Genomic DNA, 25982 nt, shown 5'->3' with positions numbered 1-25982 from the left:
CCGGGTCGGGCTTCGCGTCGGGGCGCGGCGCGGGTGCCAGCGACAGAGCCGGAGCCGGAGCCCCTGTGGCACAGAGAGCAGGGACCATTCGGTTCCATTGAGGGCAGAGCGGGATCACGCCTTCCTCGCGTCGCGTATGAGGGTGACGAGCACCTTCTTGCCGGTGGGCGTCGTTTGGGCGCTGAGGCGCCCGTTGGAGAGATGGCTGAGCATGGCGAGTCCGCGGCCACGCTCTCCCAGCTGCGTCAGTAGCGCGTCGGCGTCGGGTTCGCTGAGGGGCGAGTCGTGAGTCGGCGGTGCCGGACGGGGGTCGACGGGCGGGAGCGTGCTGCTGTGGTCGTGACACTCCAAGAGGTAGGTGGGCCCAGCGTTGTGGAGAAGGAGGCGGTAGGGGCCTTCGGCGTGTTCGGTGGCGTTGGCCGCGAGCTCGGAGGCGGCCAGGACGACGTCATCGATGCGGTCCTGCGCGAAGCCGAGCGCGTGCAGGGCTTCGGCGACGTGGTGGCGGATGTGGACGGTCGGGTGATCCGTCGCCGCCGTCCACTCGCAGGAGAGCACGGCGCCCGCAATCGGTTGGCATGTGGACCTCGTGCGGTCCTCCTGACGAGGGGGACGGCGGTCGACGGCGGAGGCGAGCGCCTCATGCTCAGGTGCCTGTGTGATCCGACCACCGCGATGGTGCGGGGTTGCGGTAAGCATCTGAAGCTCGCGGTTCGGTATCAGTAGGTGTGGGCGGGTCGTCGCACCTGCCGAGCCCAGTCGAGGACGTCGTCCGCGACGGTCTCCCAGCCCTCGTGCAGGGCCGTGCCGTGGTCCCGGCCGGCGTACTCCTTGTACTCAGTGAGCGCCTTGGCCCGTCGGTAGCGGCGGTGGGTCTCGCGGACGACCGCGGCCGGCACGATGTGGTCGGCCGTGCCGCCCACGAGCAGCAGCGGTGCGCGGTCGGAGTTGTCGAACCGGATGGCGGTGGCGGCGCTGCGCGCGGGGGTGAAGTTGGCGAAGCCGGCCTGGAACAGGGGACGGCCCACGCCGGGCACGGACCAGCGGGCGCGCTCGGTGGCGGCCTGCTCCTTGGTGACCGTGTTGGCGAAGGCGTAGCGGAACTGGCGGTCGGTGAGCTTGACGGTACGGCGCAGGTTGGCGGGGTTGCCGAGAACGGGCCGGGTGGCGAGCAGGGTGGACAGCGGCAGGCGCAGGACGCCCTTGGCCTGCGCGGGGTGCAGGGCGACGCCGGCGGCGCCGAGACCGCGGTCCAGCAGGATCTGGGTGACCAGGCCGCCGAAGGAGTGGCCGATGATGACGGGCTGCTCGTCCAGGGTGCGCAGGAAACGCTCGTAGTGGTCGGCGATCTCTCGCACACCCAGGCCGGCGGGCGCCCGGTCGTGGTCGAGCGGCTCGTGCAGCTCGGAGACGCCGGGCCAGGCCGGGGCGTGGACGGTGTAGCCCTGGGCCTCGTACCGGTCGATCCAGGGCCGCCAGCTGTGCGGGCTCAGCCACAGACCGTGGATCAGGACGATGGACTTCGTGGACATGCTCACCACTCCTTCGATTGAGACAGACAGTTCTGTCTTGCCTCAAGCAGAGCATCCATGCAGGCCAGTGTCAAGACAGACCTGTCTGTTACTCTGGGGGCATGGATGCTGTGACCGACCGTGCCGCCCCGAAGTCGCAGCCGCGTGAGCGGCTGCTGGAGACCGCGTCCAAGCTCTTCTACGCCGAGGGGATCCAGGCCGTCGGGGTGGACCGGCTGATCGCCGAGGGCAGGGTCCCCAAGGCGACGTTCTACCGGCACTTCCGCAGCAAGGACGATCTGGTGCTGGCGTACCTGCGCGGTCGCGACGCCGCCATCCGGGCCCAGTTCACCGCCGGCGCCGCCGAGGTCGCCTCTCCCGAGCAGGTGCTCGACCTGCTCGTCGCCGGGATCGCTGAGGAGACCTGCGGCGCCGGCTTCCGGGGCTGCCCGTTCATCAACGCCGCCGCGGAATACCCCGACCCCGAGCACCCCGTCCGCCGGGCCATCGACGAGCACCGGGCTTGGTTCCGCGACGCCCTCACCTCCCTGGCGGCCGCCTGCGGACACCCCGATCCGTCCGCCGCCGCAGCCATGCTGGTCCTGCTGCGTGACGGCGCCATGGTCGGCGGCTACCTCGACGGTCCGGCCGTCTCCGGCGCGCTGGCACAGGGCGCACACGCCGTCCTGGGCCAGTCGTCGTCTGCTGCCTGAGTTCCCAGGTCGGCGGGCATCCAGGCGTGCCGGAAGGCTTGGGCCGCACCGATGGCCGCAGGCGGGGTCCGCCGGACGCCCAGGATCGAATGGCCGGAACGGCGTGATCTCCTGGAGGCCACACCTTCATGGCAAGGCGCGAGGAGCCCCGGGCCGCAGCGCGGCTCGAGGCTCCTCGCCTTGTTCTACTTCGTCTCAGTTGGCGTGCAGGGCCTTGCGCAGGACGTCGACGGCCTGGTTGATGGCTGCCTCGGCGGCGGAAGTTTCACGCAGGGCATTGAGCATCACGAAGTCGTGGATGATCCCCTGGTAGCGGACCGCGGTGACGGACACGCCGGCTTCGCGGAGCTTGTTGGCATACGCCTCGCCCTCGTCGCGCAGGACGTCGGCCTCGGCGGTGATGACCAGCGCCGACGGCAGATCCCCGAGCTGCTCGGTCGTGGCCCGAAGGGGCGACGCGGTGATCTGGGCCCTCTCGGTCTCATCCGTCGTGTACTGGTCCCAGAACCACTGCATGCCGTCGCGGCGCAGGAAGTAGCCCTCGGCGAACTGGTGGTAGGAGGGCGTGTTGCAGCTCGCGTCGGTCACCGGGTAGAACAGGACCTGCTGGACCAGCGGGACATCGCCGCGCTCCTTGGCCATCAAGGTGAGCGCGGCGGCCATGTTGCCGCCGACCGAGTCCCCGGCGACCGCGATTCGGGTGGCGTCCAGGCCCTTGGCCGCACCGACGCGGACCACCCACTGCGCGACCGCGTAGTTCTGCTCGATGGCGACCGGATAGCGGGCCTCGGGCGACAGGTCGTACTCGGGGAAGACCACGGCGGCGTTCGCGCCCACGGCCAGCTCACGGACCAGGCGGTCGTGGGTGTGGGCATTGCCGAACACCCAGCCCGCACCGTGAATGTAGATGATCACCGGGAGAGGGCTCTGGCTCCCGACCGGCTTGACGACGCGGGCCCGGACGGAGCCGGTGGGGCCGCCGTCGACGGTGATCCATTCCTCGTCGACGGCGGGCTTGGCGATGTCGCCGGACTGCACCTCGTCGACGGCCTTGCGGCCCTCGGCCGTGGCGAGGTTGAACAGGTACGGCGGGTTCGCGGTGGCCTCGGCGAAGGCCTGTGCGGCGGGTTCGAGGACAGGACGGGGCACGGTGTTCTCGGTCATGACGACCTTCCATGGATCTTGTGCAGCGGGGTGAGAGGTGCCGGCGGGCTCCGCAGGGCGCGGTCACAGGGATGCCCTCGGCGGGGATTTGGACCCGGGCGGGGTGGGCCTCCGCCGCCCCGTGGAAGCGGCGGAGGCCGATGGTAGGCCGGTCAGCCCCGGGCGACGACGGCCTTTTCGATGAGGCTCGTCACGGCGCCCGGGTCGGTCAGCGCGACCGCGTGCGGCGCGTCGACCTCGACGGTGTGGGCGTGGGCGCGCGCGGCCATGAACTTCTCGGCAGCCGGCGGGATGGTGTGGTCGTCGCTCGCGACGAGGTACCAAGACGGGATCGTCTTCCAGGCCGGGGTGCCGGAGGGCTCGACCAGCCCCTGCGCGGTCAGGGGGCGCTGGGTGGCCGCGAGCTCGGCGGCGGTCGCGTTGTTGAATCGGCCGCTGAGGAACACGTCGCGGTACTTGTCCGCCTTGAGGTACAGGTCGATACCGGTGCCGCCGACGCCCTGCGTGAACGGGACGGCGTTCAGCGCGGTGGGGACCGGCGCCTTCGGGTCGTCGCTGAGGTGGCTGCCGGGGAACTCCGCGCTGATGACCGCGGCGCTCTCGCCCTGGTCCGGAGCCAGGGCGGCGATGTAGACGAGCGCCTTGACGTTCGGGTTGCCCGTGGCGGCGTTGGTAATGACCTCGCCGCCGTAGGAGTGGCCGACCAGGACGATCGGGCCCTGGATTGTCTCGAGGTAGTCGGCCAGGTAGGCGGAGTCGCTCTTCAGGCCGCGCAGCGGGTTGGCCGGGGCGTCGACCTGGTAGCCGGCCGCCTGGAGGCGCTTGACGACGCCGCTCCAGCTGGACGAGTCGGACCAGGCGCCGTGCACCAGCACGATCGTCGGCTTGACGGCGCGGAGCTGCTTCGCCTGAGCGACGGAGGCACTGACGGTGGTGCCGCCCGTGGCGGCGGAGGCGCTCACGGCCACTCCGGCGGCGAGGGCGAAGCCCGCCACTCCGGCGACGGCAACGCTGACCCGGCGGCGCTTGGCGCTGCGGTTCTTGGACATCGGCTTTCTCCCTACAAGTTGGCGGACGGCAAGAGCTGCCCTCCGCAGGAAAGGGCGCAGGACGGCGCCGACAGGGCGGCGGCGGCACTTCGCAGAGCACGGCAACGGCCGACATGCGATCCCGAGAGACAGACAGTTCTGTCTCCTATAATAGGCAGATCGGTGTCCTGGACAACCGAGAGCTCCGTGTCATGGCTCACAGACGAGGGCAGTTCACGAGCCTCTTCCTTTTCCGGCTAATCGTCCGCGCCTTCGCCGGCGGTGTCCTTCTCCGCGTGCCGGTCGCGCAGCGGGCGTCGCCCCTGGGCCGGGCCAGTGGACGAGAAGGCGTAGCGGCCGTGGAAGTTGATGTGGCTGGTAAGTAGCGGCGACAGCCGCTTCACGTCCTCCTCCGCCACCGGCTCGCCCGTCGCGCGCGCAGGGCGGTGACCGCGGCGTCGAGGTTTCCACAGCACCGCGGCGTTCAGGACCAGCCCCAGCACCGCGAGCTGGCCTTCTCGGCCGTCTCGGTAGGCCTGCCGGATCTGCCCGTTGCCGCCGTGCGCGATGGCTCGGGCGAGACGGAGGCGAGACTCCTGCACGGTCAACTGCCGGTTCAGCGAATGCCGGTAGGTGTCGTCGACCGGGTTCGCCCACGCGAGCAGGTGCAGGGTCTTGTCGATGCGCCCGTACTCGGCGAACGCCGCCCCGAGCGGGCTGGGATGGCATGGCCCTCGCGGCCGAGCATCCGCGCCGAGTCCGACCACGATCGATCCTGGCGCCAGATGCCGCACCGGTCGACGCTCAAGACAGCCGCGGCCCGTGTTATGGGCCCCTGCTCACCCCGCCGCAGGTCGGCGGCGGAGAGAAGGACCAGCACGCGACCTGGACCGAGCTGTTCTTCGACCTGGTCGTCGTCGCCGGCGGAGGGCAGATCGCCCAGGTACTGCACGACGCCCCGTCACTGGCCGACCTGGCCCTCTACACCGTGCTGTACTGCGCCTTCTGGATCGCCTGGACCGGCTTCACCGTCTACGGCAACATCCGGGCCGAGCAGGCCCGAACCTCCACCATCCTGCTCGGATTGCTCGGCATGGCCGTCCTCGCCGCATCGGTGCCCGGCATCCGCGGCACCCACGCCACGGCCTTCATCATCACCTACGTCCTGCTGTGCTGGCTCGCCGGCCGCATCTGGCAACGCGGCACCGTCGTTATGGACTGGCCCCTCGCCCAGCTCGGCGGCAGCACCGTGCTCTGGATCGCCTCCCTGTGGACCGACCCGCCCCTGCGGTACTGGCTCTGGGCCCTGAGCATCGTCCTCGACTTCACCGCCCTGTTCGCGGTCTCCGGCCAACGCCTCATCACTCGGACCCCGGAGCGCGTCGACAAGATCACGAAGCACCGCGGCACACCTCCCGAGGCACCCGCGCGACCAGACCGCCTATGCCCAGGCTCGCACCTCACCGAACGCCTCGGCCTCTCCGCCATCATCGTGGTCGGCGAAGGCATCATCCAGGCCATCTCCGCCACCGCAGAAATGACCTGGAAACCCGCCGTGATCGCCACCGCGCTAGGCTCCTTCACCCGCCTCATGCCGAGATCGAACTCAGTGCACTCTCATTTCACATCGCGAGCCCCAGAGCAATCGACACGACTCGGCCAGCCGATGTTTCCGCAGGTCAGAGACGTGCTGACCTGCGGAAACGATGAGAGATCAAACTGCGTTTCCGCAGGTCAGAGGCACCCCTACAGGTCGAAGTACAGCTCGAACTCGTGCGGGTGCGGCCGCAGCGCGATCGGGGCGATCTCGTTGGTGCGCTTGAAGTCGATCCAGGTCTCGATCAGGTCGGGGGTGAAAACCCCGCCCGCGAGCAGGTACTCGTGGTCGGCCTCCAGCGCCTCCAGCACGGCCGACAGCGAGGCCGGCACCTGCGGGACGGAGGCGTGCTCGTCGGGAGCCAGCTCGTACAGGTCCTTGTCGACCGGCTCGAGCGGCTCGATCTTGTTCTTGATGCCGTCCAGGCCGGCCATCAGCATCGCCGAGAAGGCCAGGTACGGGTTGGAGGACGGGTCCGGCGCGCGGAACTCGATGCGCTTGGCCTTGGCGTTCGAGCCGGTGATCGGGATGCGGATCGCGGCCGAGCGGTTGCGCTGCGAGTAGACCAGGTTGACCGGTGCCTCGAAGCCCGGGACCAGTCGGTGGTACGAGTTCACCGAGGGGTTGGTGAAGGCCAGCAGCGACGGCGCGTGCTTGAGCAGACCGCCGATGTAGTAGCGGGCGGTGTCGGAGAGGCCCGCGTAGCCCTGCTCGTCGTAGAAGAGCGGCGTGCCGTCGCTCCACAGCGACTGGTGGACGTGCATGCCCGAGCCGTTGTCGCCGAAGATCGGCTTCGGCATGAAGGTGGCGGTCTTGCCGTTCCGCCAGGCGACGTTCTTGATGATGTACTTGAACAGCATCAGGTCGTCGGCGGCGTGCAGCAGGCTGTTGAACTTGTAGTTGATCTCCGCCTGCCCGGCGGTGCCCACCTCGTGGTGCTGGCGCTCGACCTCGAGGCCGGCCGCCGAGAGCTCCAGCGACATCTCCGCGCGCAGGTCGGCGAAGTGGTCGACCGGCGGGATCGGGAAGTACCCGCCCTTGTACTTGACCTTGTAGCCGCGGACGTCGCCCTCGGCCGAGCCGGTGTTCCAGGCTCCCGCCTCGGAGTCGATGTGGTAGTACGAGGCGTTGGCGCTGGTCTCGAAGCGCACCGAGTCGAAGACGTAGAACTCGGCCTCGGGCCCGAAGTACGCGGCGTCCGCGATGCCGGAGGAGGCCAGGAACGCCTCGGCCTTCTTGGCCACGTTGCGCGGGTCGCGGCTGTAGGCCTCGCCCGTGATCGGGTCCTGGATGAAGAAGTTGATGTTGAGGTGCTTGTCCTTGCGGAACGGGTCCAGCCGGGCCGTGGCCAGGTCGGGGACGAGTGCCATGTCGGACTCGTGGATCGCCTGGAAGCCGCGGATCGACGAGCCGTCGAACATGAGTGTCTCGGACGGGTCGAAGGTCGACGCAGGCACTGAGAAGTGCTGCATGACGCCCGGCAGGTCGCAGAAGCGGACATCGATGAACTTGATGTCGTTGTCCGCGATGTACTGCTTGACCTCGGCGGCGTTGTTGAACATCCATCCTCCTCAGCGAGCGGTCTGGTGGCTCACGATAGGAATCGGCCGTTTCCGGCCGGTGACTCCACCGTTTCCTGAATGTTAACCGGCCTGGCTGAATGGGTGGCAAAGGCGTACGGTTCCGGGCAAAACGCTTCGCCGGATGGGGGAGTGCGTCGACAGTGGTCCAGACCACTGCCGGCAAGCGGTGCGACACGATTCACCCCCACGGGGGGAGGGGGCCGAAGATCGACCGTACTGCCCGGATAGTGTGGATTCGTGGACACCAGAGAAGCGTTGGGATCGTGGATCGACGGCCCGAAGGCCGCCGCCGAGAAGATGGGCGCCGACTTCGGGTACCGCGGCGAGCGCCTCGGCCTGCCCGAGGAGGGCCCCGGCTCGATCGCCGGACCCGGCCGCCGGATCGGCGCGCTGTTCGTCGACGGCTGGCTCTGCAGCCTGGTCGCGTACGGGCTGCTCGCCCGCGGTGAGCAGGCGACGGCCAACCTGTGGACGACGCCGCTGTTCTACACGATGACGGGCCTGCTGATCGCCACCACCGGGACGACCATCGGCAAGCGGCTCTTCGGCCTGCGGGTGGTCCGGCTGGACGGCGGCCGGGCCTCCATTCCGCAGGTCCTGCTGCGGACCCTGCTGCTCTGCCTGGTGGTGCCCGCCGTGGTCTGGGACCGCGACACCCGGGGCCTGCACGACAAGGCGGTCGGCACCGTCGAGGTCCGAATCTGACCCCGAGGTCCGCATCCGGACTCCGGGGTCCGCATCCGGACCGGAGCCGGACAGACGTCAAACGGCCCCGCTGCGAGAGATCGCAGCGGGGCCGTGGTGTCGAGTGGGGGCGGTGCTCAGCGGGCCTGGCCGCCCTTGGGCATCCGGGCGCCCTTGGGCATCGGGCCCTTGGGGATCGGCGCCTTGGAGAGCAGGTCGCCCAGCGCGCGCAGGCGGTCGTTGGTCTCGGTGACCTGAGCCGGCGTGATGGCGCGCGGCAGTCGCATCAGGTGGATCTGCAGCTTCTTGAGCTGCACCTCGCCCTCGCCGTCGCCCACCATGATGTCGTGCACCGGGACGTCGCCGACGACCCGGGCCATCTTCTTCTTCTCGGACGCGAGCAGCGGACGCACCCGGTTCGGGTTGCCCTCGCCGATCAGCGCGATGCCGGCTCGCCCGACCGCGCGGTAGACCGCGTCCTGGTTACGAGTCACCGCCACCGGCGTCGGGTTGGCGTTCCAGCCGCGCCGGATGTTGTTCAGCACGGCTGCCACCGCACCCGGCTGGCCCTCCATCTGCCCGAAGGCCGCCCGCTCCGCGCGCCGCCCGAAGACGATCGCCATGGCCAGGAAGGCCACGACGAAGCCCAGGATGCCCAGGTAGATGGGGTGGTCGATCGCAAAGCCGATGGCGAGGAACACGCCGAAGACGATGAGGCCGATGCCTGCGATGATCAGGCCGATCTTGGTGTCGACCTTCTTGGTCATTTGATACGCCAGGCGGATCTGCTTGAGTCGCCCGGGGTTCTCGGATGTTTCCCTCGCCATAACGCTCATGGTACGTGGCATGGCCACGGGATATCCAAGGGCGCCCCCAAACCGCAACCTGGATCACTCAGGCCTTGCGGCGCGAGCCCTCCGGGGCGAGCCCGAGCAGCGCCGCACCGTGCTCGCGGTCCGCCGCATGGCGCCGGTTCTCGCAGACTGCCGTCCACGCGTTCCGCCGCCCGCCCGCGAGCAGGGCGCTCTCGGCGAGCCGCAGCGCACCGCCGACCGACCGCACACGGCTGAGCGTTCCGATACGTACCTGCATGCCGAGCAACTCCCCTCGCCGTCTGCCGGTCTGCGACCGTTCCATCGTCACCGCGCGGTGTTACCGGAGGGTGACCTGTCGGTCAAAGCCTCTTGACTTCTTGCGCTGCAGTAGCCACCGCACATCAAGAAAACTACTAGCAGTATCAGATGAACAACAAATCGTGACGCTCGCATCCTGCTCGACGGAGGCCTACCGCGCCCTCCGAGAAGCCCGGCGGAACGACGAACGGGGTGAGCCGAAGGGCTCACCCCGTTGTGGTCGCAACGCTCAGACCGCAGCCTTCGCGCGGTGCTCCAGCGCCTGCCGGTACAGGCGGCCGGCGCGGTACGAGGAGCGCACCAGCGGGCCGGACATGACGCCGGCGAAGCCGAGCTCCTCGGCCTCCTCCTGCAGCTCCACGAACTCCTGCGGCTTCACCCAGCGCTCGACGGGGTGGTGGCGCACGGAAGGACGCAGGTACTGGGTGATGGTGATCAGCTCGCAGCCGGCCCCGACCAGGTCGGCCAGCGCCTGGCTGACCTCCTCGCGGGTCTCGCCCATACCCAGGATCAGGTTGGACTTGGTCACCAGCCCGGCGGCGCGCGCCTGGGTGATGACGTCCAGCGAACGCTCGTACCGGAAGGCCGGGCGGATCCGCTTGAAGATCCGGGGGACGGTCTCGACGTTGTGCGCGAGCACCTCGGGGCGGGAGGAGAAGACCTCGGCCAGCTGCTCGGGCACCGCGTTGAAGTCCGGGATCAGGAGCTCGACGCCGGTCCGGCCGGCCTCACGGGCCGCCGTCATCGCGTGCACCTGGCGCACGGTCTCGGCGTACAGCCAGGCGCCGCCGTCCTCCAGGTCGTCGCGGGCGACACCGGTGATGGTGGCGTAGTTGAGGTCCATCGTCACGATGGACTCGGCGACGCGGCGCGGCTCGTCCCGGTCGAACTCGGCGGGCTTGCCGGTGTCGATCTGGCAGAAGTCGCAGCGGCGGGTGCACTGGTCACCGCCGATGAGGAAGGTCGCCTCGCGGTCCTCCCAGCACTCGAAGATGTTGGGGCAGCCGGCCTCCTGGCAGACCGTGTGCAGCCCTTCCTTCTTCACGAGCGAGTGCAGGGCGTTGTACTCCGGCCCCATCTTCGCCCGGGTCTTGATCCACTCAGGCTTCCGCTCGATGGGGGTCTCGCTGTTGCGGACCTCCAGGCGGAGCAGCTTCCTGCCGTCTGGTGCGACAGCGGACACGTGCGACTCCTAGAACTAGACGGGGTACCCCCAGGGTACGCCTGTGCTTGTACGGCTCTCACCGGGCCTTGGCCCCGCATTCGCAGGGCAACGACGGAAGCCGTCTCGGGATTCCCGCGATCAGCGGGCGAGCGCGGGTTCCGGCAGCTCCGCGAACACCTCGGCGAGGTGCCGCTCGACCACCGGCAGTGCCTCGCCGACCGGGAAGTCCCGGCGAAGCTCGGAGCTGACCGAACCGACCCCGGCATCGCGGATCCCGCACGGCACGATCCGGTCGAACCAGGTCATGTCCGGATTGCAGTTGAGCGCGAAGCCGTGCATCGTCACGCCCCGCGCGACCCGGACGCCGATCGCCGCGAGCTTGCGGTCGTCGCCGCGCTGCCCGGCGTTGGACGCCGCGTACTCGGGGCCCGCGAGCCGCGGGTCGATGCCCAGCGGCAGACCCATCCGCAGCGTCAGCTTGCCGATCTCGACCACCTGCGACGGGTCCACCACCGCGTCCGGGATCTCCTCGCCCAGCACCCACACCCCGCTGCGGCCCTCGACCCGGGTGGTGGCGACGCCGAACTCGGCGCAGGCGCGGATCAGCGCCTCCTCCAGGCGCCGGACGTACGCGACGACGTCCATCGGGTCCGGCAGCTTGACGATCGGGTACCCGATCAGCTGGCCGGGGCCGTGCCAGGTGATCTCGCCGCCCCGGTTGACCTCGACCACCGGGGTGCCGTCCAGCGGGTAGTCCTCGGGGTTGGTGCGCTTGCCCGCGGTGTAGACGGGCGGGTGCTCCAGCAGCAGCACGGTGTCCGGTATCTCGTCCGCGACGCGCAGCGCGTGCAGTCGCTGCTGCTCCGCCCACGCGTCCTCGTACGGGACCGACCCCTCGCCGATGCCCATGCGTACGAACCGTACGTGCTCGCTCACCGCTGCTCCTTGCCAGGCGTTCGAGACCAACCTCGCCACTGTACGCCCGTACGGGTGCAAGCCGACTTGGTGGGCACCTGGCGCTCATGGGCACCCCAGGGGCGCGGGGAACTGCGCGAATCGGAAGCCCTGGAGCAGCATCTGTCCAACGGTGAGCACGTTGCACTGTCCGCTCTGACCTCGGCTGACCCACGTGCCCTGCCGTTTCGCGCAGGCATTTGATCATGCAGAGCCCCGCGCCCCTGAAGGGCTCACCCGTCAGTCAGGAGTTGGAGGCGGAGGGCGAGCTGGAGTTCGAGGGAGCGTTCGGGGTGGTTCCAGTCGTGGCCGAGGAGGACCTCGACCCGGTCCAGGCGCTGGACGACGGTGTTCACGTGGACGTGCAGGTCGTCCTTGGCGCGGGTCAGGCTGCCGCCGCAGTCGAAGTACGCCCGCAGGGTGCGGACCAGCTCGGTGCCGCGCCGGGCGTCGTACTCCAGCAACGGGCCGAGGGCCGCCCCGACGAACGCGTCCACGTCGTGCCCGTCGCCGAGCAGCACGCCCAGGAAGCCCAGGTCGGCGGCCGAGGCACCGTCGCCCTCCCGGCCCAGCACCCGCAGGGCCCGTACGCAGCGCAGCCCCTCCGCGTGCGCGGCGGCCAGCGCGGCCGGCCCGGCGGCGACCCGCCCCGCGCCCACCGTGACGGGCGTCCCGGCCAGCCGGGCCAGGCGGTCGGCGGCCTCGGCGGCGGCCCGGCCGGGGGCGGTGCCGTCGTCGGGGAGCAGCAGCACCACGGCCTCGGCGTGCTCGGCGCTGATGCCGCGCGTTCCGAAGAGGTAGCGGGAGGCTGCTCCGGCCAGTCTGGCCCGGTCCTCGGGGAGCGTCTCGGCGACCAGGACGAGGTGCGGGCGGCCGAGGTCCACGCCCAGCCGTCGCCCGCGCGCGGTCAGGCCGGCCGGGTCGCGTCCAGGGGCGGTGAGCAGGTCGGCGAGCAGCTCGCCGCGTACCCGGTTCTCGGTCTCGGCGACCGAGCGCCGCAGCAGCAGGAGCAGCGCGGTCACCACGCTCGCCCGCTCGAAGAGGCGGCGGTCGGCGTCGTCCAGGTCGGGGCGGCCGTGCAGCACCAGGCTGCCGAGCGGTTCCTGCCCGGCCAGCACCACGCAGACCCAGCCGTCGCCGTGCCGTACCGCCCGGCCCTCGGCGCGGGAGGCCGCCACCGCCTCGGCCAGGCCCTCGCTCGGCGCGGGCCGCCCGGCCAGCACCACGCCCTCGGCGTCGTGCACGGCGACCTCGCAGCCCAGCAGCGCGGCCACCTCGGCGGCCACGTCCGGTACCTCGGCGCCGCGCAGGACCAGGTCGGTGAGCCGGTCGTGGGCCTGCTCGGCGCGCTGGACGGCGGCGGAGTGCGCCTGGATGACGGCGTTGGCGGCGTTGAGCTCGGTGAGCGCGGCCCTGGTCCCGGCCAGTGAGTTCGCGGTGTCCAGGGCGATCGCGGCGTGCGCGGCGAGGGTGCAGAGCAGGGCGACCTCGTCGGGGGAGAAGGCGCGTGGCGAGCGGTCGGCGGCGAACAGCACGCCGATCACCTGCCCGCCGAGCAGCAGCGGCACCCCGATGATCGCCACCAGGCCCTCGTCCAGCACCCCGGCGTCGATCTGCCCGGTGTGGCGGAAGCGCTCGTCGGTGCGGTAGTCCGGTGTCGCGTACGGGCGGGCGGTCTGCGCCACCAGGCCGCCGAGGCCGTCGCCGAGGCTGAGCCGCAGCGTCTGGAAGAGGACGGACACCGAGCCGTCGGTGACCCGCATGTAGGTGTCCCCGGCGGCCGGGTCGGGGAGGGTGAGGTACGCGGTGTCGGTACCGAGCAGCATGCGGGCCCGGCGGACGATCGCCTGCAGCACGGAGTCCAGATCCCGCGAGGCGGCGAGGTCCCCGGCGGTGTCGAAGAGCGCCGTCAGCTCGGCCTCGCGGCGGCGGTGCTGACGCATCGTCCGGTGCACCCGCAGTGCCAGCCAGGTGGCGTCGTCGATCTCGGCGAGTACGTCGGCCGGCGCGCCCTGGCGCCGGGCCTCGGCGAGCACGTCGGCGAAGTCCTCGGTCGCGGCGCCGGAGGCGAGCAGGTCGAGCAGCTTACGGAGGGCGGGTACGGCGTCCATGGTGCGGGTCATCGTGCCACTTCTGGCGGAATGGGGGAACGGTCGGCGACCACTCCCGTGGTCGCCGACCGTGTCGGATCAGGCGGTGGCGGCCACCGGCTCGGCGTCCGCCGTGGACGGCGCGACCTCGGCGAGGTCGCGCCCGCGGGTCTCCTTGGCGCAGAGGACCGCGAGGATGGTGATCACGGCCGCGATCGCGACGTACACCGAGATCGGGGTCGAGCTGCCGTAGTCCTTGAGCAGTGCGGTGGCGATCAGCGGGGCGGGGGCGCCCGCCGCCACCGAGGCGAACTGGGCGCCGATCGAAGCGCCGGAGTACCGCATCCGGGTCGCGAACAGCTCGGAGAAGAACGCCGCCTGCGGCGCGTACATCGCACTGTGGAAGACCAGACCGATGGTCACCGCGAGCAGCAGCGAGCCGAAGCTCTTGGTGTCCACCAGCCCGAAGAAGACGAAGGCCCAGATCCCGACGCCCGCCGCGCCCACCAGGTAGACCGGTTTGCGGCCGACCCGGTCGGAGAGTGCGCCGAACACCGGGATCAGCGCGAACTGGATCGCCGAGGCGATGAGCACGGCGTTGAGCGCGGTCTGCTTGGGCAGGTGGACGTGCCCGACGGCGTACGCGAGGACGAAGGTGGTCATCACGTAGTACGAGATGTTCTCCGCCATCCGCGCGCCCATCGCGGTCAGCACCTCACGCCAGTGGTTGCGCAGTACGGCCACCAGCGGGGGCTGCTCCGCCGTCTGCCGGGCCTCGGCCGCCGCCAGTGCCTGCTTGAACAGCGGCGACTCGTCGACCGAGAGCCGGATCCACATGCCGACCATCACCAGCAGCGCCGAGAGCAGGAACGGCACCCGCCAGCCCCAGGCGATGAAGGTCGCATCCGACTGAATGCCCGTCAGCAGCGAGAGCACGCCGGCCGCCAGCAGGTTCCCGGCCGGGGCGCCGCCCTGCGGCCAGGAGGCCCAGAAGCCGCGCCGCTTGGCATCCCCGTGCTCGGAGACCAGCAGCACCGCCCCGCCCCACTCGCCACCGAGCGCGAAGCCCTGCACCAGCCGCAGCCCGGTGAGCATGATCGGTGCGGCCACACCGACCTGGTTGTACGTCGGCAGGCAGCCGATCAGCGTGGTCGCCCCGCCCATCAGCAAGAGGCTCAGCACCAGCAGCCTCTTGCGGCCTATCCGGTCGCCGAAGTGCCCGAAGACCAGCGCGCCCAGCGGCCGGGCGGCGAAGCCGATCGCATAGGTGAGGAAGGAGAGCAGAGTGCCCGTCAGCGGGTCGCTGTTGGGGAAGAACACCTTGCCGAAGACGAGCGCGGCGGCGGTGCCGTACAAGAAGTAGTCGTACCACTCGATGGTGGTGCCGATCAGGCTGGCGCCGACCACCTTCCAGAGGGGGGAGCTGGTTCTCGCGGCGTCGGGAGAACTGGCCATGGGTCACCTGTCTTCTTCGAAGGGTCGATCAGTGCGCGGTCCAGCCGCCGTCCACGGGCAGGCTGGCACCGGTGATGTACGAGGCGTGGGGGGAGCACAGCCAGACGGCGAGCTGTGCCACCTCGTCGGGTTCGATCAGGCGCTTGACGGCGGTGCGGTCGAGCATGATCTGCTCGACCACCTCGTCCTCGTGGATGCCGTGCGCGACCGCCTGGGCGGCGATCTGCTGCTCCACCAGCGCGGTGCGGACATAGGCGGGGTTGATGCAGTTGCTGGTCACCCCGTACGGGGCGCCCTCCAGGGCCACCGTCTTGCTGAGGCCCTCCAGGGCGTGCTTCGCCGTCACGTACGCGGACTTGAAGGCGCTGGCCCGCAGGCCGTGCACGGAGGAGATGTTGACGACCCGTCCCCAGTCCTGCTCGTACATATGGGGCAGGGTGCGGCGCAGGATGCGGAACGGGGCCTCCACCATCACCCGCTGGATCAGCGTGAACCGCTCCGGCGGGAACTCGTGCAGCGGCGCGACATGCTGGAGGCCCGCGTTGTTGACGACGATGTCGGCGTCGTCCGGCAGGGCGTCCACCGCGGCCGGGTCGGAGAGGTCCGCGACGTACGCCACCCCGCCGATCCGCTCGGCGAGCTCCTTGGCAGGCCCGGCCGCGACGTCGACGACGTAGACCCGCGCGCCGGCTGCGGCGAAGGCCTCGGCACAGGCCCGGCCGATGCCCGAGGCGGCGCCGGTGACCAGCGCCGTACGGTCGCCGAGCGGGCGGGCTGAAGTGGTGTCCATGGCCGAGAACGGTAGAAAACCGGCGCCCGCTCTCCTATGTGCCCGGCCGCCACAGCATCGGCCGGCTTCATGGCGGGTCCATCCATGGGGCGCCGAACGGCACGGCAGCTCCTACACCCAAACACGCGCCGCCCCACCTTCCCCACAACGGACGCCGTTGCGTCACCCGTTCGGAGGATTGCCCGCCCAGATCCACCCATAGCGGCAAAATGCTCGCTACATTCACGCCGATTCCCGACAGGGGGCGCTGCTCCGGGCACCGGGGGGCCTGGTGCGGCGCTCGAGAGGTGTTGACTGATATGCCCCAACGGCCTGCAACCGACAGCCCGGCGTACGGACCGCTCGACCCGCTCGACCCGCTCGACGCGCACGAAGGGCGGGCCGGGGCCCCTCCGCACGCCTCCGACCAGCGGCTGGCCGACGCCTCCCCGGTCGACGCCAGGACGCAGAACCCCCGGCTGGCCGCGCTGATCGAGGAAGCCGGCTTCTCGCACGCCGGTCTGGCCCGCCGGGTCGACCAACTCGGCCTGGAACATGGCCTCGACCTGCGCTACGACAAGACCTCGGTCACCCGCTGGCTGCGCGGCCAGCAGCCACGCGGCGCCACGCCCGCCCTGATCGCGGAGGTCTTCACCCGCCGCCTGGGCCGCCGCTTCACCGCCCAGGACATCGGCCTGGACGCCTGCGCCCCCGTCTACGCCGGCCTGGAGTTCGCCGAGACCCCGCAGGAGGCCGTGGACATCGTCGCCAGCATGTGGCGCAAGGACATCGGCCCGGCCTCCGAGCTGCGCCGGATCGCCTTCACCCCGGCCGGCCTGGTCGTCCCCAGCCGGGACTGGCTGATCGGCCGGACCGACGAACGCGTCGCCCGGGACGGCTCCGTCCCGGGCCTCGCCGACGCCGCCTCGGCCCGCCCCGCCATCCCCGGCGCCCGGGCACCGCAGCCGGCCCTCGGCCGGGTGCCCGCCCAGAGCCGGGGCACCGCCCCGGGCGGGCCGGGGTCCGGCGAGCCGGCCGATCCGTCCGGGCGCGAGCAGCGCCCGCCCCTGCGCGTCGGCCGGGGCGACATCGCCGCCATCCGGGCCGTCGGCGACCTCTTCCGCGCCCTCGACCAGGCGTACGGCGGCGGCCATGCCCGCCAGGCCCTGGTCCGGTACCTGGAGAGCGAGGCCGAGCCGATGCTGCGCGGCCGGTACGGCGAGCAGATCGGCCGTGCCCTGTTCGGCGCGGTCGCCGACCTGACCAGGCTGGCAGGCTGGACGTCCTTCGACATCGCGGCGCACGGCCTGGCCCAGCGGTACTTCGTCCAGGCGCTGCGGCTCTCCCAGGCGGCGGGGGACAGAGTGCTCGGCGGCTACGTCCTCACCACCATGAGCCAGCAGGCCGTCCACCTCGGCCACGGGAGGGAGGCGATCCAGCTCGCCCGGGTCGCTCAGCAGGGCGTCGGTACGGTCGCCGCACCGGTGGTCCAGTCGCTGATGCACGCCGCCGAGGCGCGCGGGCACGCCCTGATGGGCGACGTACGCTCCTGCACCACCGCCCTGGTGCGCTGCGAGCGCTCGCTGGCCGCGGCCCGGCCTGGCGACGACCTCCCCTCCTGGGCCCGCCACTTCGACGAGGCCCAGCTGGCCGACGAGTTCGCGCACTGCTACCGCGACCTCCAGCAGTGGAGACCGGCGGCCCAGCACGCCGAGAAGTCCCTCCGGCTGCGCGCACCCGCCTATGCCCGCAGCCGGATCTTCTGCCGGATGGTGCTGGCCACCTCCCGCCTCGGTATGGGTGATGTCGACGAGGCCTGCACCATGGCCACCGAGGCGCTACGGGCGGCCGGCGAGATGCGCTCCGCCCGTACGGTCGAGTACCTCCGCGACTTCCACCGCCGCCTCACCCCGTACCGCGTCAGCCAGTCCGCCCGCGCCTTCGACGAGGCCGCCCGCCAGGCGGGGGTGATCTGATGCCCGCTCAGCCGGAGCGCCGGCGGCGCGCCGACCAGGGCTGAGGATCCGGGCCACGGAGGCCTGGGCGCGTCGCTAGAATCCTCCCAACGCTCAACAGGCCGAGGGGGGTTGCTTGGTATGCGTGTCGTCCAGGCCGACCCGGTGCGATCGGCTGCGGTCTTCATCGGCCAGGGGCACTACCGGTCGGACGAGCTTCGGAACCTCCCGCAGGCCCCCCGTGGCGCCAAGGACCTGGCGGCGGTGCTGACCACAGGGAGCGATGCGGTCCTGCGTCGCGACCGGTGCGCGGTCGTCACCGGCCGGGCCGACGCGCGGGTGTCCGCGCAGCTGGCCGAGGCCGCCAGGTCGGCGACGGATCTGCTGCTCGTGTACTACGCGGGGCACGGACTGCTCGACGGCCTCGGGCGGCTCCACCTGGCCCTGAGCGGTACTGACCCCGGGTTCCTGGCCGGCACGGCGTTACCGGCCGACCTGCTCGCCGAGATCGTGCGGGACAGCCCCGCGCGGCACCGGGTGGTGATTCTGGACTGCAGCTTCGCCGCGTCGGCGATCGACGCCATCGCCGAGCAGTCCGCCAAGGACGGCACCCACTGCAGCGTGATCGCCCCGTACGGCAAGAACCAGGCGGCACCCGAGCCCGCACCGGCCGAGCGGCACACCGCCTTCACCGACCGGCTGCTGACGGTGCTCAACGCGTCGGAGGAGTCCGACCGGCCGGGGCTGACCCTGCCCGAGCTCGACCGGCGGCTACGGGAGGCGTCCGGACCGGCCGAGCAGGCGGAGTTCCTGTGGCAGTCCGGCCCGGCGGAGCAGCTCGACCTCCGCCGGTCGGTCCCACCCGGCCCGTGGAACCTGTGGTCGTGGCTCAGGCGGCGAGCGCGGCTCGTGCTCCTGATCCTGGCCGGCGTGATCGCGCTCGTCCTGCCGAGCATCATGGTGAACGTGGTGGACCACCCGGTGATGCTCGACCGGCTCCCGGCGAAAGGCGACCAGTTCACCCAGGTGGATGACGACCAGCGCTTCGCCGTCGGGCCCGACGGCAAGTCCGTGGCGACCTGGGTGATCCACCGTCAGGGCTGGGCACTGTCCGGCGGGCAGCGGAAGAAGATCACCCTGAAACTGCCGCCCGGCCGCGACCACCACCTCGCCGCCCAGGTCGGACTCACCCAGGTCGGCTCCTGCCCGGGCGGGGTGACGGCTCACCACGAACTCGCGGCCGACGGACTGGCGGTCGCCACCGGCGATCTCGTCCCGGACGCCTTCCCGCTGGAGTACTACGCCCCGCTCGGCCGCGCCGGCACCGTCTCCTGGACGGTGTCGGTGTCCGGAGATCCGTCCTGCCACGCCCGGGTGGAGCTCATCGACTCGAAGCTCCACACCGTGCCGCCATGGCTCCGGACGATCGCGGTGTTCCACACCTGACGCCCGCCTGACGCCCGTCTGCTGAACGCCTGCTACCCGCCGCACGATCACCGAGGAAGTGCATGACCATTCAGATCACGCTCACCGGCCCGGACTGCCTGCGCCAGACCCACCTCCTGGCCGGCCGGCTCGGCGCCGAGTCCGCCATCGAGGACGTCACCACGGCGACCAGGCCGCCCGAGCCCGGCACCATGGGGGCCGCCGAAGCCTCCGTGCTGGTCACCCTCGGACTGGCCGCCATCCCGGCGCTGGCCGCCGTACTGAACGCGTACCTGACGACCCGGGCCTCGCACAGCGTGCGGATCAGGAGCGAACGGGCGGACGGCGAGGTACGGGAGGTGGAGGTGGTGGGCGTCGCCCCCGCGAAGATGGAGGAGCTGCTGCTGCGGGTGTTCCCCCTTCCGGAGACACCGGCCGTGGAGCCGGCAGCAGCGGAGCCGGCAGTCGTGGAGCCGGTAGCACTGGAGCCGACCCGGGAATGACCACCAGCGCCGTCGACGCCGAGGCCGTCCACCACGGGCCGGCCGGGGTGCTGCCCCCGGGTTCCAGAGTGCTGCTCATCGGTACGGCGACGTACACCGACGAGCGGCTGCCCCCGCTGCCCGCCGTGGCCGGCAACCTGGCGGACCTGGCGGAGCTGGTCACCACCCTCGGCGGCCTGCCGCAGGACCGGGTCCACACCCTCCTCGACCGCGGCGCCGAGCTGACCCAGGAGGTGAAGAGCCTCGCCGACGGTACGTCAGGCGTACTGCTCTGCTACTTCGCGGGCCACGGCTTCTACGTGGACGACGGCGAGCTCTACCTCGGGCTCCCCAACACCAGGCAGGACAGCCCGAAGTACTCCGGGCTGAGCTACGCGCTGATCCGCGACGCCCTGACCTCGCAGCGCAAGGCCGACGTGGTCATCTTCGTGGACTGCTGCTACTCCGGTCTGGCGCACGCCGTCCCGTACGCCACCCCCGGCTCGCGGGCACGCCTCCAGGGCGCCCGGAGCCCGTGGGTCTTCACGGCCGGCGGGGGGACGGAGGCCGCGTACGCCCTGCCGGGGGAGCGGAACACGGAGTTCACCAGGCGGCTGATCGCCACGATCCGCTCCGGGGTCCCGGGTGCAGGCGAGCTGCTCACGGCGAACCTGATCCGCGATCATCTGCAGGATTCGCCCGACACGGCGACACCCGAACCCCGGCACTCGGGCACAGCCGTCGCGGGCGACATCCCGCTCTTCCGGAACCCGGCTCCGGACGCGGCCGACGAGGTAGCGACTGCCGACGCACCGACAGCCGACGACGCACCGACTGCCGGCGGGGTGACCGGCCCGGCAGTCACCCCGTCCGAGCCGGAGGCCGACCCCGACCCGGGCGTCGGGGGACCACTGGTCGCCGTGCTGGTGCTGGCGATCGTGCTGGGCGTGGTCGCGCTGCTGCTCCCGTTCGACGACATGCACGAGCTGTCCGGCTACGAACAGGACAGCGACAGGTCGACATTGGCGAACAACACCTTGGACGACCAGCACGTCCGCCACACCTCGTTCGGCTGGGAGACGGTTCCGGGCACGCCGCACCGGCCCGCCTTCCAGCTGCCCGGCCTCGGCCCGTTGAAGGTGAGCGGCCGCCTCCGTGCCGATTTCGAGGGTGCCGGCTGCCCGGGTGCGGCCATGCTCTCGGTGACGTTCGGCGCCGGAGCCGAGCAGCTCGCCGAGGAGCGGCTGACTCCCGCAGACGCCGCCCGGACGATCAGCCTGAGTACGGCCACCGCCGCCCGCCTGGGGCTCCGGATCGAGCTGGAGGCCCCGGCCGACTGCCGAGCGAAACTCTGGCTGGACGACGCGCGGGTCGCCGGCCCGCCCACCTCGATGTTCGAGCGCATCACGCGAGGTTGAGCCGGGCGAGCGCGTCGGCCCCGGCGCGCCCACGCCCGCCCGGCTCATCTCATCCGGCCGTCGGAGCGCTACGCCGCCGCCTCGGCCGCCTCCTGCGTGGCGGGCACGCCCAGGTCCCGCAGCACCGCCTCCGCCGCCCGCCGCCCGGACACCAGCGCGCCCTGCACGGTGCTGGTGTCCCGGTGGTCCCCGCAGACGTACAGCCCGGCCAGCACCCGCACCGACCGCCGGAAGTTGTGGGGCGGAGGCATCGCGGGCACGGCGTCCGGCACATGGCGCACGCTCAGGAACTCCCAGCCCGAGGTCGCCGTCCCGTACAGCTCCGCCAGCCGCCGCCGCACCAGGGGCTCGTAGCCGGCCGGCCCGCCCGGCTCGAAGCTGCGCCGCCCGAGCACCGTGGTGGCGACCAGCGCCCGCCCTGGCGGGGCGTACGAGGCGTCCACCTCGCTCAGCACCAGCGAGTGCGAGACCACCGCGTGCCCGCCCGGCCGGTCGGCGTCGAGCAGCAGGACGGGCTCGCCGAGCGGCGAGCGGCCGGCCGCGTGGTAGTACGTGGTGACGGGGTGGAAGTCCGGCTGCCGAAGCCCGGGCAGCAGCGTGGCGGCCGACTGGGCGTCGGTGGCCAGCACCACGGCGCGCGCGGCGACCCGGCCGTGCGCGCTGGTGTCGACCCCGTCCGCGGAGATGGCGGAGACCTGGACGCCGAGCCGTACCGTCCCCGGCGGCAGGCCCTCGGCCAACTGCGCGGGCACGGCGGCGATCCCGGTGGCGGGCAGACAGAGCCGCCCCCGCGCGTACGAGCGCAGCACCAGGTCGGAGACCCGGCTGCTGGTGCCGAGCGCGGGGTCGCTGAGCAGGGCGCCGAGCAGCGGGCGCAGGAAGCCGTCCACCGTCCGGGGCGCCAGGCCGCGGTCGGCCAGGGCGCGGGCGGTGGTGGTCTCCGGCCGGGCCAGCAGGCGGGGGACGGGCGTCGCGGCGAGCCTGCTGAGGGTGCTGCTGAGCCGGGCCCTGTCCAGCGGGCTGCCCAGCGGGCCGCGGGTGGCGGCCTGACGGGCGGTCTTCTGCTGCGGGTCCCCGACCCGGTAGCGGCGGCCCGCGCTGTGCACCAGGACGCCGGGGGCGAGCGGGCGCAGCTCCAGGCGGTCCAGGTCGAGCCGGCGGGCGGGCTCGGGGAAGTCGGTGTTCAGCAGGTGGCTGCCGTTGTCCAGCCGGAAGCCGTCGAGTTCGCGGGTGGCCAGCCGGCCACCGATGCGCTCCGTCGCCTCCAGGACCTGGACGGTGAGGCCGCGGCCGGTCAGCGCGCGGGCGGCGGCCAGGCCCGCGAGTCCGGCGCCCACCACGACGACGTCCGGGTCGGACTGCCGGCGGGTGCGGCTGGTGAAGTCATATGCGGGCACGAGCGTGCTCCCTCCCTGGTCCCGGGGCTCCGGCCGACGCAGGCCGCAGTGTGCCGGGACACGGTCCGACCATGTGATGCCCCGTCAATGCGGGGATCAGGCAGAGACTGCCGGTCGGATTGTCAGGCCGGGACGGATTCCGCGGCACGGACCGGGGGCATGGTGACGGACTGTGCGCCGAAACGGCCGGTTCGTGGAGCAGTGGGCGCGCACGGTCACCACGGGCGCGAAACGCGCCGTACACGTGCCACCGTGCGCCCCCATGCCCGCCCCACCGCCGGGCCGGGCCTACAGCGCCGACCGTACCGCCGAGTCGACGTCGGGGTGCTGGAAGCGGAAGCCGGCCTCCAACAGGCGCTTCGGCACCACCCGGTGGCTGCCGACCACCTCGACGGCCATCTCGCCGAGGACCACCTTGAGCACCGCCTCAGGCACCGGGAACGGCGTCGGGCGGCCGAGCACCCGGCCCATCGCGGCGGTCAGCTCCCGGTTGGTCACCGGCTCGGGGCCGGTGAGGTTGAAGGGGCCGCTGAGTTCGGGGGTGTCGATCAGGAAGCGCAGCGCCGCGACCTCGTCGGCCAGCGAGATCACGCTCCAGTACTGCTCGCCCGAGCCCAGCCGCCCGCCGAGCCCGAGCTTGAAGAGCGGGAAGAGCCGTCCGCCGGCCCCGCCCGCCCTGGACAGCACCATGCCGGAGCGGACGTTCACCACCCGGATCCCGGCGTCGGCGGCGGGCCGGGTGGCGTCCTCCCAGTCGATGCAGATCCGGGCCAGGAAGTCGTCCCCGGCCGGGGCCTGCTCGTCGATCACCCGGCTGCCGGTCTGCCCGTAGTAGCCGACCGCCGAGCCGCTCACCAGCACCCGGGGCGGCTCCTTCGCCTCGGCCAGCGCTCCCGCGATGGTCTCGGTGCCGAGCACCCGGCTGTCCCGGATCTCCCGCTTGTGGGCTTCCGTCCAGCGCCGGTCGGCGATCCCCGCGCCGGCCAGGTGCACCACGGCCTCGACGCCGCTGAGGCCCGCCCGGTCCACCTGCATCATGTGCGGGTTCCAGCCCACCCCGATGGTGCCGTCCGGCTGCACGCCGGTCTTCCCCCGGTGGCGGACCAGCCGCACCACCTCGTGCCCGTCCGCCAGCAGGGAGCGGACGAGCGCTGAACCGATCAGACCCGTGGAACCTGTCACCGCGATGCGCATCCGCCCATCCTCGCAGGTCGATCTACCTGGTGACGGAGCCGACGCCTCGTTAGCATGGCGGCCATGCGAGCTGACGGTGTGACGATACGTGCGGCGCGGGCGAAGGACGAACGGTCGCTCGTCGCGCTCGACCGGGCCGCCTGGTCCTGGCTGAGCGACGTGATCCCACAGCCGGCCGAGGACGCGACGATCTTCGACGAGCGGTGCACACCGGACCAGTACCTGCTCGCCGAGCTCGACGGCCGGATCGTCGGCTACATCCGCCACGTCCCGCCCACCCCGCTCCCCAGCAACCAGCACATCCGGCAGATCCGCGGCCTCGCGGTCTCACCCGCGGCGCGCGGCCGCGGCATCGGCCGGGCCCTGGTCGAGGCGGCCTGCGACGCGGCCCGCGCCGAGGGCATCCGCCGGATGACCCTGCGGGTGCTCGCCCACAACGCCCCCGCCCGGCGGCTCTACGAGCGCTGCGGCTTCCAGGTGGACGGAGTGTCCCCGGAGGAGTTCTGGATCGACGGGGCGTACGTCGACGACATCGCGATGGGCCGCAGGCTGAACGGCTGACGGTGCGCCGGCGTGACGGGCCGACAGGCCAAGTCGTGACCTGAGCGCCCCTGCCCGCGCCCCTGGGCCGACCGGTACCGTACCGGCGTGAGCAACTCGACCCCTCCCGGCTGGTACCCGGTGCCGGAGGCCGGACCGGCCGGTGGCGCGCAGGAGCGCTGGTGGGACGGCAGCGCGTGGACCGGCGAGCTGCGGCCGGCCGCAGGCGCCTCCGCCCCGCAGATCGCCGACGCCCCGACACAGGCCTGGGACGGCGCAGGCCTCTCATCGCCGCCACCCGGCCCCGGGTACGGCTACCCGCAGCAGGCGCCCGCGTACGGGTATCCGCAGCAGCCGCCGGCCTACGGCTACCCCCAGCAGCCGTACGCGCCGCAGCCCGCCCCGAGGAAGAACAACACCGGACTGATCGTCGGCCTCGCCATCGCGGTCATCGCAGCCGCCGTGATCGGCGCGGCCGTCTGGCTCGGCATGGAGTCCGACGGCCCGAGCCTCTCCGCGCCGCCGCCGCAGTCCGCCACGAGCAGCGCCGAGCCGAGCCCGGACCGGTCGCAGCGGCCCGGCACCGCACCCTCGGCCACCACCAAGGCCCCGGTCCGCCCCGACGGCACGGTCAAGGACACCCGGCACGGCTGGAGCGTCCCGCTGCCCTCCGGCTGGACCTCCGACGACCACGACGGGAGCACCACCCTCTACCTCGCCACCACCCCGTACTCCTGCACCTCCGAGGGCGGCTGCGTCCGCGGCAACTTCGCGATCGACTCACAGGCGAGCGACGGCGCCGACGCCAAGTCGGTGGCCCAGGAGGCCATGGCGGACTTCGCCCCCGCACTCTTCGGTGACCTGGTCTCGCACCAGGAGCTGGTCTCGGGGACGACCACCGTCGCCGGTGTGAGCGGCTATGCGGAGCGTTGGTACGTGACGCCCAAGGAGGGCGCCAAGGGCTACGTGCTGGTGGTGGCCGTGCCGGCCCAGGGAGGTGGATTCACCGTGCTGGTCGGCTCGGTGGACGACCACCCGGACGCGCCGAAGCCGACCGTGCTCGACCGGATCGTCCAGGGCATTAGGGCCACGGGCAACGGCGCCGGCGTCTGACCGCCGGTCCGCCCGCTGCGGAGGTCAATCCCCGTAGCGGGCCCACAACTTGGGGAATCGTTTCGCCATCACGGCGGCGTCCTCGAAGTCGAAGGGCTCGCCTTCGGGCCGGCGCGGCTGCTCGACCCCCAGGTCGGGCAGCGGCAGCCCGGTGAGCTGCTCGTGCGCCTCGTCGGCGGCATAGCCGAGGTCCTCGGCGTCGCCGTCCTCCTCCTCGTCGAAGTCGGGCAGCAGCTCGGCCAGCTCGTCCGGGTCGTGCAGTGCGCCCTCGAAGATCTCCCGGCCCTGTGCGATCAGCCAGCACCGGAAGAAGTCGAAGGCGTCCTCCGAGGCCCCGTCCAGGAGCAGGTACGCCGCTCCCCACAGGTCCGTCCGGTACGCCCGCTGGAACCTCGCCTCGAAGAGCCGGGCGAAGTCGATGACATCGTCCGGCGTCAACTGGGCGAGCCGCTCCACCAGCGCCTCGGCCTGGTCGTCGGGATCGCCGTCGGCGGCGTCCCTGGTCTCGTCGATCAGCTGCCAGAAGTCCGTCTCGTACATCACCGCTCCAGCATCGCCGCTCGGTGGGGCAAACGCATGCGATGGGCGCGCGAAACGCGGAACCCCCGCACC

General features: G+C 71.9%; 24 protein-coding genes and 1 pseudogene. 9 read left to right on the top strand and 16 right to left on the bottom strand.

The features are described 5' to 3' along the window. Positions 1 to 114: 114 nt before the first annotated feature. Together FB465_RS36805 and FB465_RS08350 are read right to left on the bottom strand one after the other, a co-directional pair. Complete coding sequence (locus FB465_RS36805; protein ID WP_246192576.1) at positions 115 to 558, bottom strand: ATP-binding protein; 444 nt, start codon at positions 556 to 558, stop codon at positions 115 to 117. A 161-nt stretch (positions 559 to 719) separates the two neighbouring features. After that, complete coding sequence (locus FB465_RS08350) at positions 720 to 1532, bottom strand: alpha/beta hydrolase (RefSeq protein ID WP_145789069.1); 813 nt, start codon at positions 1530 to 1532, stop codon at positions 720 to 722. A 101-nt stretch (positions 1533 to 1633) separates the two neighbouring features. Here FB465_RS08350 and FB465_RS08345 point away from each other — a divergent pair, with 101 nt between their 5' ends. After that, complete coding sequence (locus tag FB465_RS08345; RefSeq protein WP_035850057.1) at positions 1634 to 2224, top strand: TetR/AcrR family transcriptional regulator; 591 nt, start codon at positions 1634 to 1636, stop codon at positions 2222 to 2224. A gap of 195 nt (positions 2225 to 2419) precedes the next feature. On the opposite strand, the gene FB465_RS08340 is transcribed toward FB465_RS08345, so the two are convergent. The 3 genes from FB465_RS08340 to FB465_RS08330 form a co-directional block, all read right to left on the bottom strand. Then, positions 2420 to 3388, bottom strand: coding sequence for an alpha/beta hydrolase (locus tag FB465_RS08340; protein WP_035850059.1), 969 nt, complete (start codon positions 3386 to 3388; stop codon positions 2420 to 2422). A 152-nt stretch (positions 3389 to 3540) separates the two neighbouring features. After that, positions 3541 to 4437 carry an alpha/beta fold hydrolase gene (locus FB465_RS08335; RefSeq protein ID WP_145789067.1) on the bottom strand — a complete coding sequence of 299 codons (897 nt, stop codon included), beginning with the start codon at positions 4435 to 4437 and terminating at the stop codon, positions 3541 to 3543. A gap of 236 nt (positions 4438 to 4673) precedes the next feature. Beyond that, positions 4674 to 5183, bottom strand: coding sequence for a Tn3 family transposase (locus tag FB465_RS08330; protein WP_170290523.1), 510 nt, complete (start codon positions 5181 to 5183; stop codon positions 4674 to 4676). On the opposite strand from FB465_RS08330, the pseudogene FB465_RS37880 reads away from it, so the two are divergent. Next, positions 5144 to 5989 (top strand): annotated as a pseudogene (locus FB465_RS37880) (low temperature requirement protein A); the annotation flags it as partial. The gene FB465_RS08330 and the pseudogene FB465_RS37880 overlap by 40 nt on opposite strands. A 173-nt stretch (positions 5990 to 6162) precedes the next feature. Here the strand turns inward: FB465_RS37880 and glnA are convergent. Then, a complete protein-coding gene (gene glnA, locus FB465_RS08320) occupies positions 6163 to 7575 on the bottom strand; it encodes a type I glutamate--ammonia ligase (RefSeq protein WP_145789062.1) in 1413 nt (470 codons plus the stop codon). 258 nt (positions 7576 to 7833) lie between these two features. Here glnA and FB465_RS08315 point away from each other — a divergent pair, with 258 nt between their 5' ends. After that, positions 7834 to 8301, top strand: coding sequence for an RDD family protein (locus tag FB465_RS08315; protein ID WP_145789060.1), 468 nt, complete (start codon positions 7834 to 7836; stop codon positions 8299 to 8301). Positions 8302 to 8417: 116 nt separating this feature from the next. Here FB465_RS08315 and FB465_RS08310 read toward each other — a convergent pair whose 3' ends face one another. From FB465_RS08310 to FB465_RS08280, 7 genes are all read right to left on the bottom strand, one after another. Next, a complete protein-coding gene (locus FB465_RS08310) occupies positions 8418 to 9107 on the bottom strand; it encodes a DUF4191 domain-containing protein (protein ID WP_145789058.1) in 690 nt (229 codons plus the stop codon). Between the two features lie 67 nt (positions 9108 to 9174). Beyond that, positions 9175 to 9372 carry a hypothetical protein gene (locus tag FB465_RS08305; RefSeq protein WP_145789056.1) on the bottom strand — a complete coding sequence of 66 codons (198 nt, stop codon included), beginning with the start codon at positions 9370 to 9372 and terminating at the stop codon, positions 9175 to 9177. 270 nt (positions 9373 to 9642) lie between these two features. After that, complete coding sequence (gene lipA, locus FB465_RS08300) at positions 9643 to 10596, bottom strand: lipoyl synthase (RefSeq protein ID WP_145789054.1); 954 nt, start codon at positions 10594 to 10596, stop codon at positions 9643 to 9645. Positions 10597 to 10716: 120 nt separating this feature from the next. Then, entirely contained in the window at positions 10717 to 11487 is a 771-nt protein-coding gene (gene lipB / locus FB465_RS08295) for a lipoyl(octanoyl) transferase LipB (RefSeq protein WP_145797215.1), read from the bottom strand. 278 nt (positions 11488 to 11765) lie between these two features. Next, complete coding sequence (locus FB465_RS08290; RefSeq protein WP_145789052.1) at positions 11766 to 13655, bottom strand: helix-turn-helix domain-containing protein; 1890 nt, start codon at positions 13653 to 13655, stop codon at positions 11766 to 11768. A gap of 66 nt (positions 13656 to 13721) precedes the next feature. Then, the gene (locus FB465_RS08285) at positions 13722 to 15077 is read right to left on the bottom strand and encodes an MFS transporter (protein WP_145789050.1); all 1356 of its coding nucleotides are present in this window, start codon (positions 15075 to 15077) and stop codon (positions 13722 to 13724) included. A 28-nt stretch (positions 15078 to 15105) separates the two neighbouring features. Continuing rightward, a complete protein-coding gene (locus FB465_RS08280; protein ID WP_145789048.1) occupies positions 15106 to 15867 on the bottom strand; it encodes a 3-hydroxybutyrate dehydrogenase in 762 nt (253 codons plus the stop codon). Positions 15868 to 16166: 299 nt separating this feature from the next. Here FB465_RS08280 and FB465_RS08275 point away from each other — a divergent pair, with 299 nt between their 5' ends. From FB465_RS08275 to FB465_RS08260, 4 genes are all read left to right on the top strand, one after another. After that, positions 16167 to 17822, top strand: coding sequence for an NsdA family TPR-like regulatory protein (locus FB465_RS08275; protein WP_246192575.1), 1656 nt, complete (start codon positions 16167 to 16169; stop codon positions 17820 to 17822). A gap of 120 nt (positions 17823 to 17942) precedes the next feature. After that, positions 17943 to 19247: a caspase family protein gene (locus FB465_RS08270; protein WP_145789046.1), complete on the top strand. Its 1305-nt coding sequence runs from the start codon at positions 17943 to 17945 to the stop codon at positions 19245 to 19247. 62 nt (positions 19248 to 19309) lie between these two features. Next, the gene (locus FB465_RS08265; protein WP_145789044.1) at positions 19310 to 19729 is read left to right on the top strand and encodes an effector-associated constant component EACC1; all 420 of its coding nucleotides are present in this window, start codon (positions 19310 to 19312) and stop codon (positions 19727 to 19729) included. Then, complete coding sequence (locus FB465_RS08260; RefSeq protein WP_145789042.1) at positions 19726 to 21126, top strand: caspase family protein; 1401 nt, start codon at positions 19726 to 19728, stop codon at positions 21124 to 21126. Before FB465_RS08265 ends, FB465_RS08260 begins: the two co-directional genes overlap by 4 nt. Positions 21127 to 21194: 68 nt before the next feature. Here the strand turns inward: FB465_RS08260 and FB465_RS08255 are convergent, their stop codons facing one another. Beyond that, positions 21195 to 22523 (bottom strand): NAD(P)/FAD-dependent oxidoreductase, encoded by a 1329-nt coding sequence (locus FB465_RS08255; protein ID WP_145789039.1) that lies wholly within the window; start codon positions 22521 to 22523, stop codon positions 21195 to 21197. A 288-nt stretch (positions 22524 to 22811) separates the two neighbouring features. Next, complete coding sequence (locus FB465_RS08250; protein WP_145789037.1) at positions 22812 to 23717, bottom strand: TIGR01777 family oxidoreductase; 906 nt, start codon at positions 23715 to 23717, stop codon at positions 22812 to 22814. 63 nt (positions 23718 to 23780) lie between these two features. On the opposite strand from FB465_RS08250, the gene FB465_RS08245 reads away from it, so the two are divergent. Continuing rightward, the gene (locus FB465_RS08245; RefSeq protein WP_170290522.1) at positions 23781 to 24278 is read left to right on the top strand and encodes a GNAT family N-acetyltransferase; all 498 of its coding nucleotides are present in this window, start codon (positions 23781 to 23783) and stop codon (positions 24276 to 24278) included. An 87-nt stretch (positions 24279 to 24365) separates the two neighbouring features. After that, complete coding sequence (locus FB465_RS08240) at positions 24366 to 25370, top strand: DUF2510 domain-containing protein (protein ID WP_145789033.1); 1005 nt, start codon at positions 24366 to 24368, stop codon at positions 25368 to 25370. Between the two features lie 24 nt (positions 25371 to 25394). Here FB465_RS08240 and FB465_RS08235 read toward each other — a convergent pair whose 3' ends face one another. Next, positions 25395 to 25910, bottom strand: a complete 516-nt coding sequence (locus FB465_RS08235) for a DUF4240 domain-containing protein (RefSeq protein WP_145789031.1) — start codon at positions 25908 to 25910, stop codon at positions 25395 to 25397. Positions 25911 to 25982 lie beyond the last annotated feature (72 nt).

Origin of the sequence: Kitasatospora atroaurantiaca, assembly GCF_007828955.1 — a bacterium.
In the GTDB taxonomy this organism is placed as follows: domain Bacteria; phylum Actinomycetota; class Actinomycetes; order Streptomycetales; family Streptomycetaceae; genus Kitasatospora; species Kitasatospora atroaurantiaca.
This window is presented reverse-complemented; position numbering and strand designations above follow the sequence as displayed.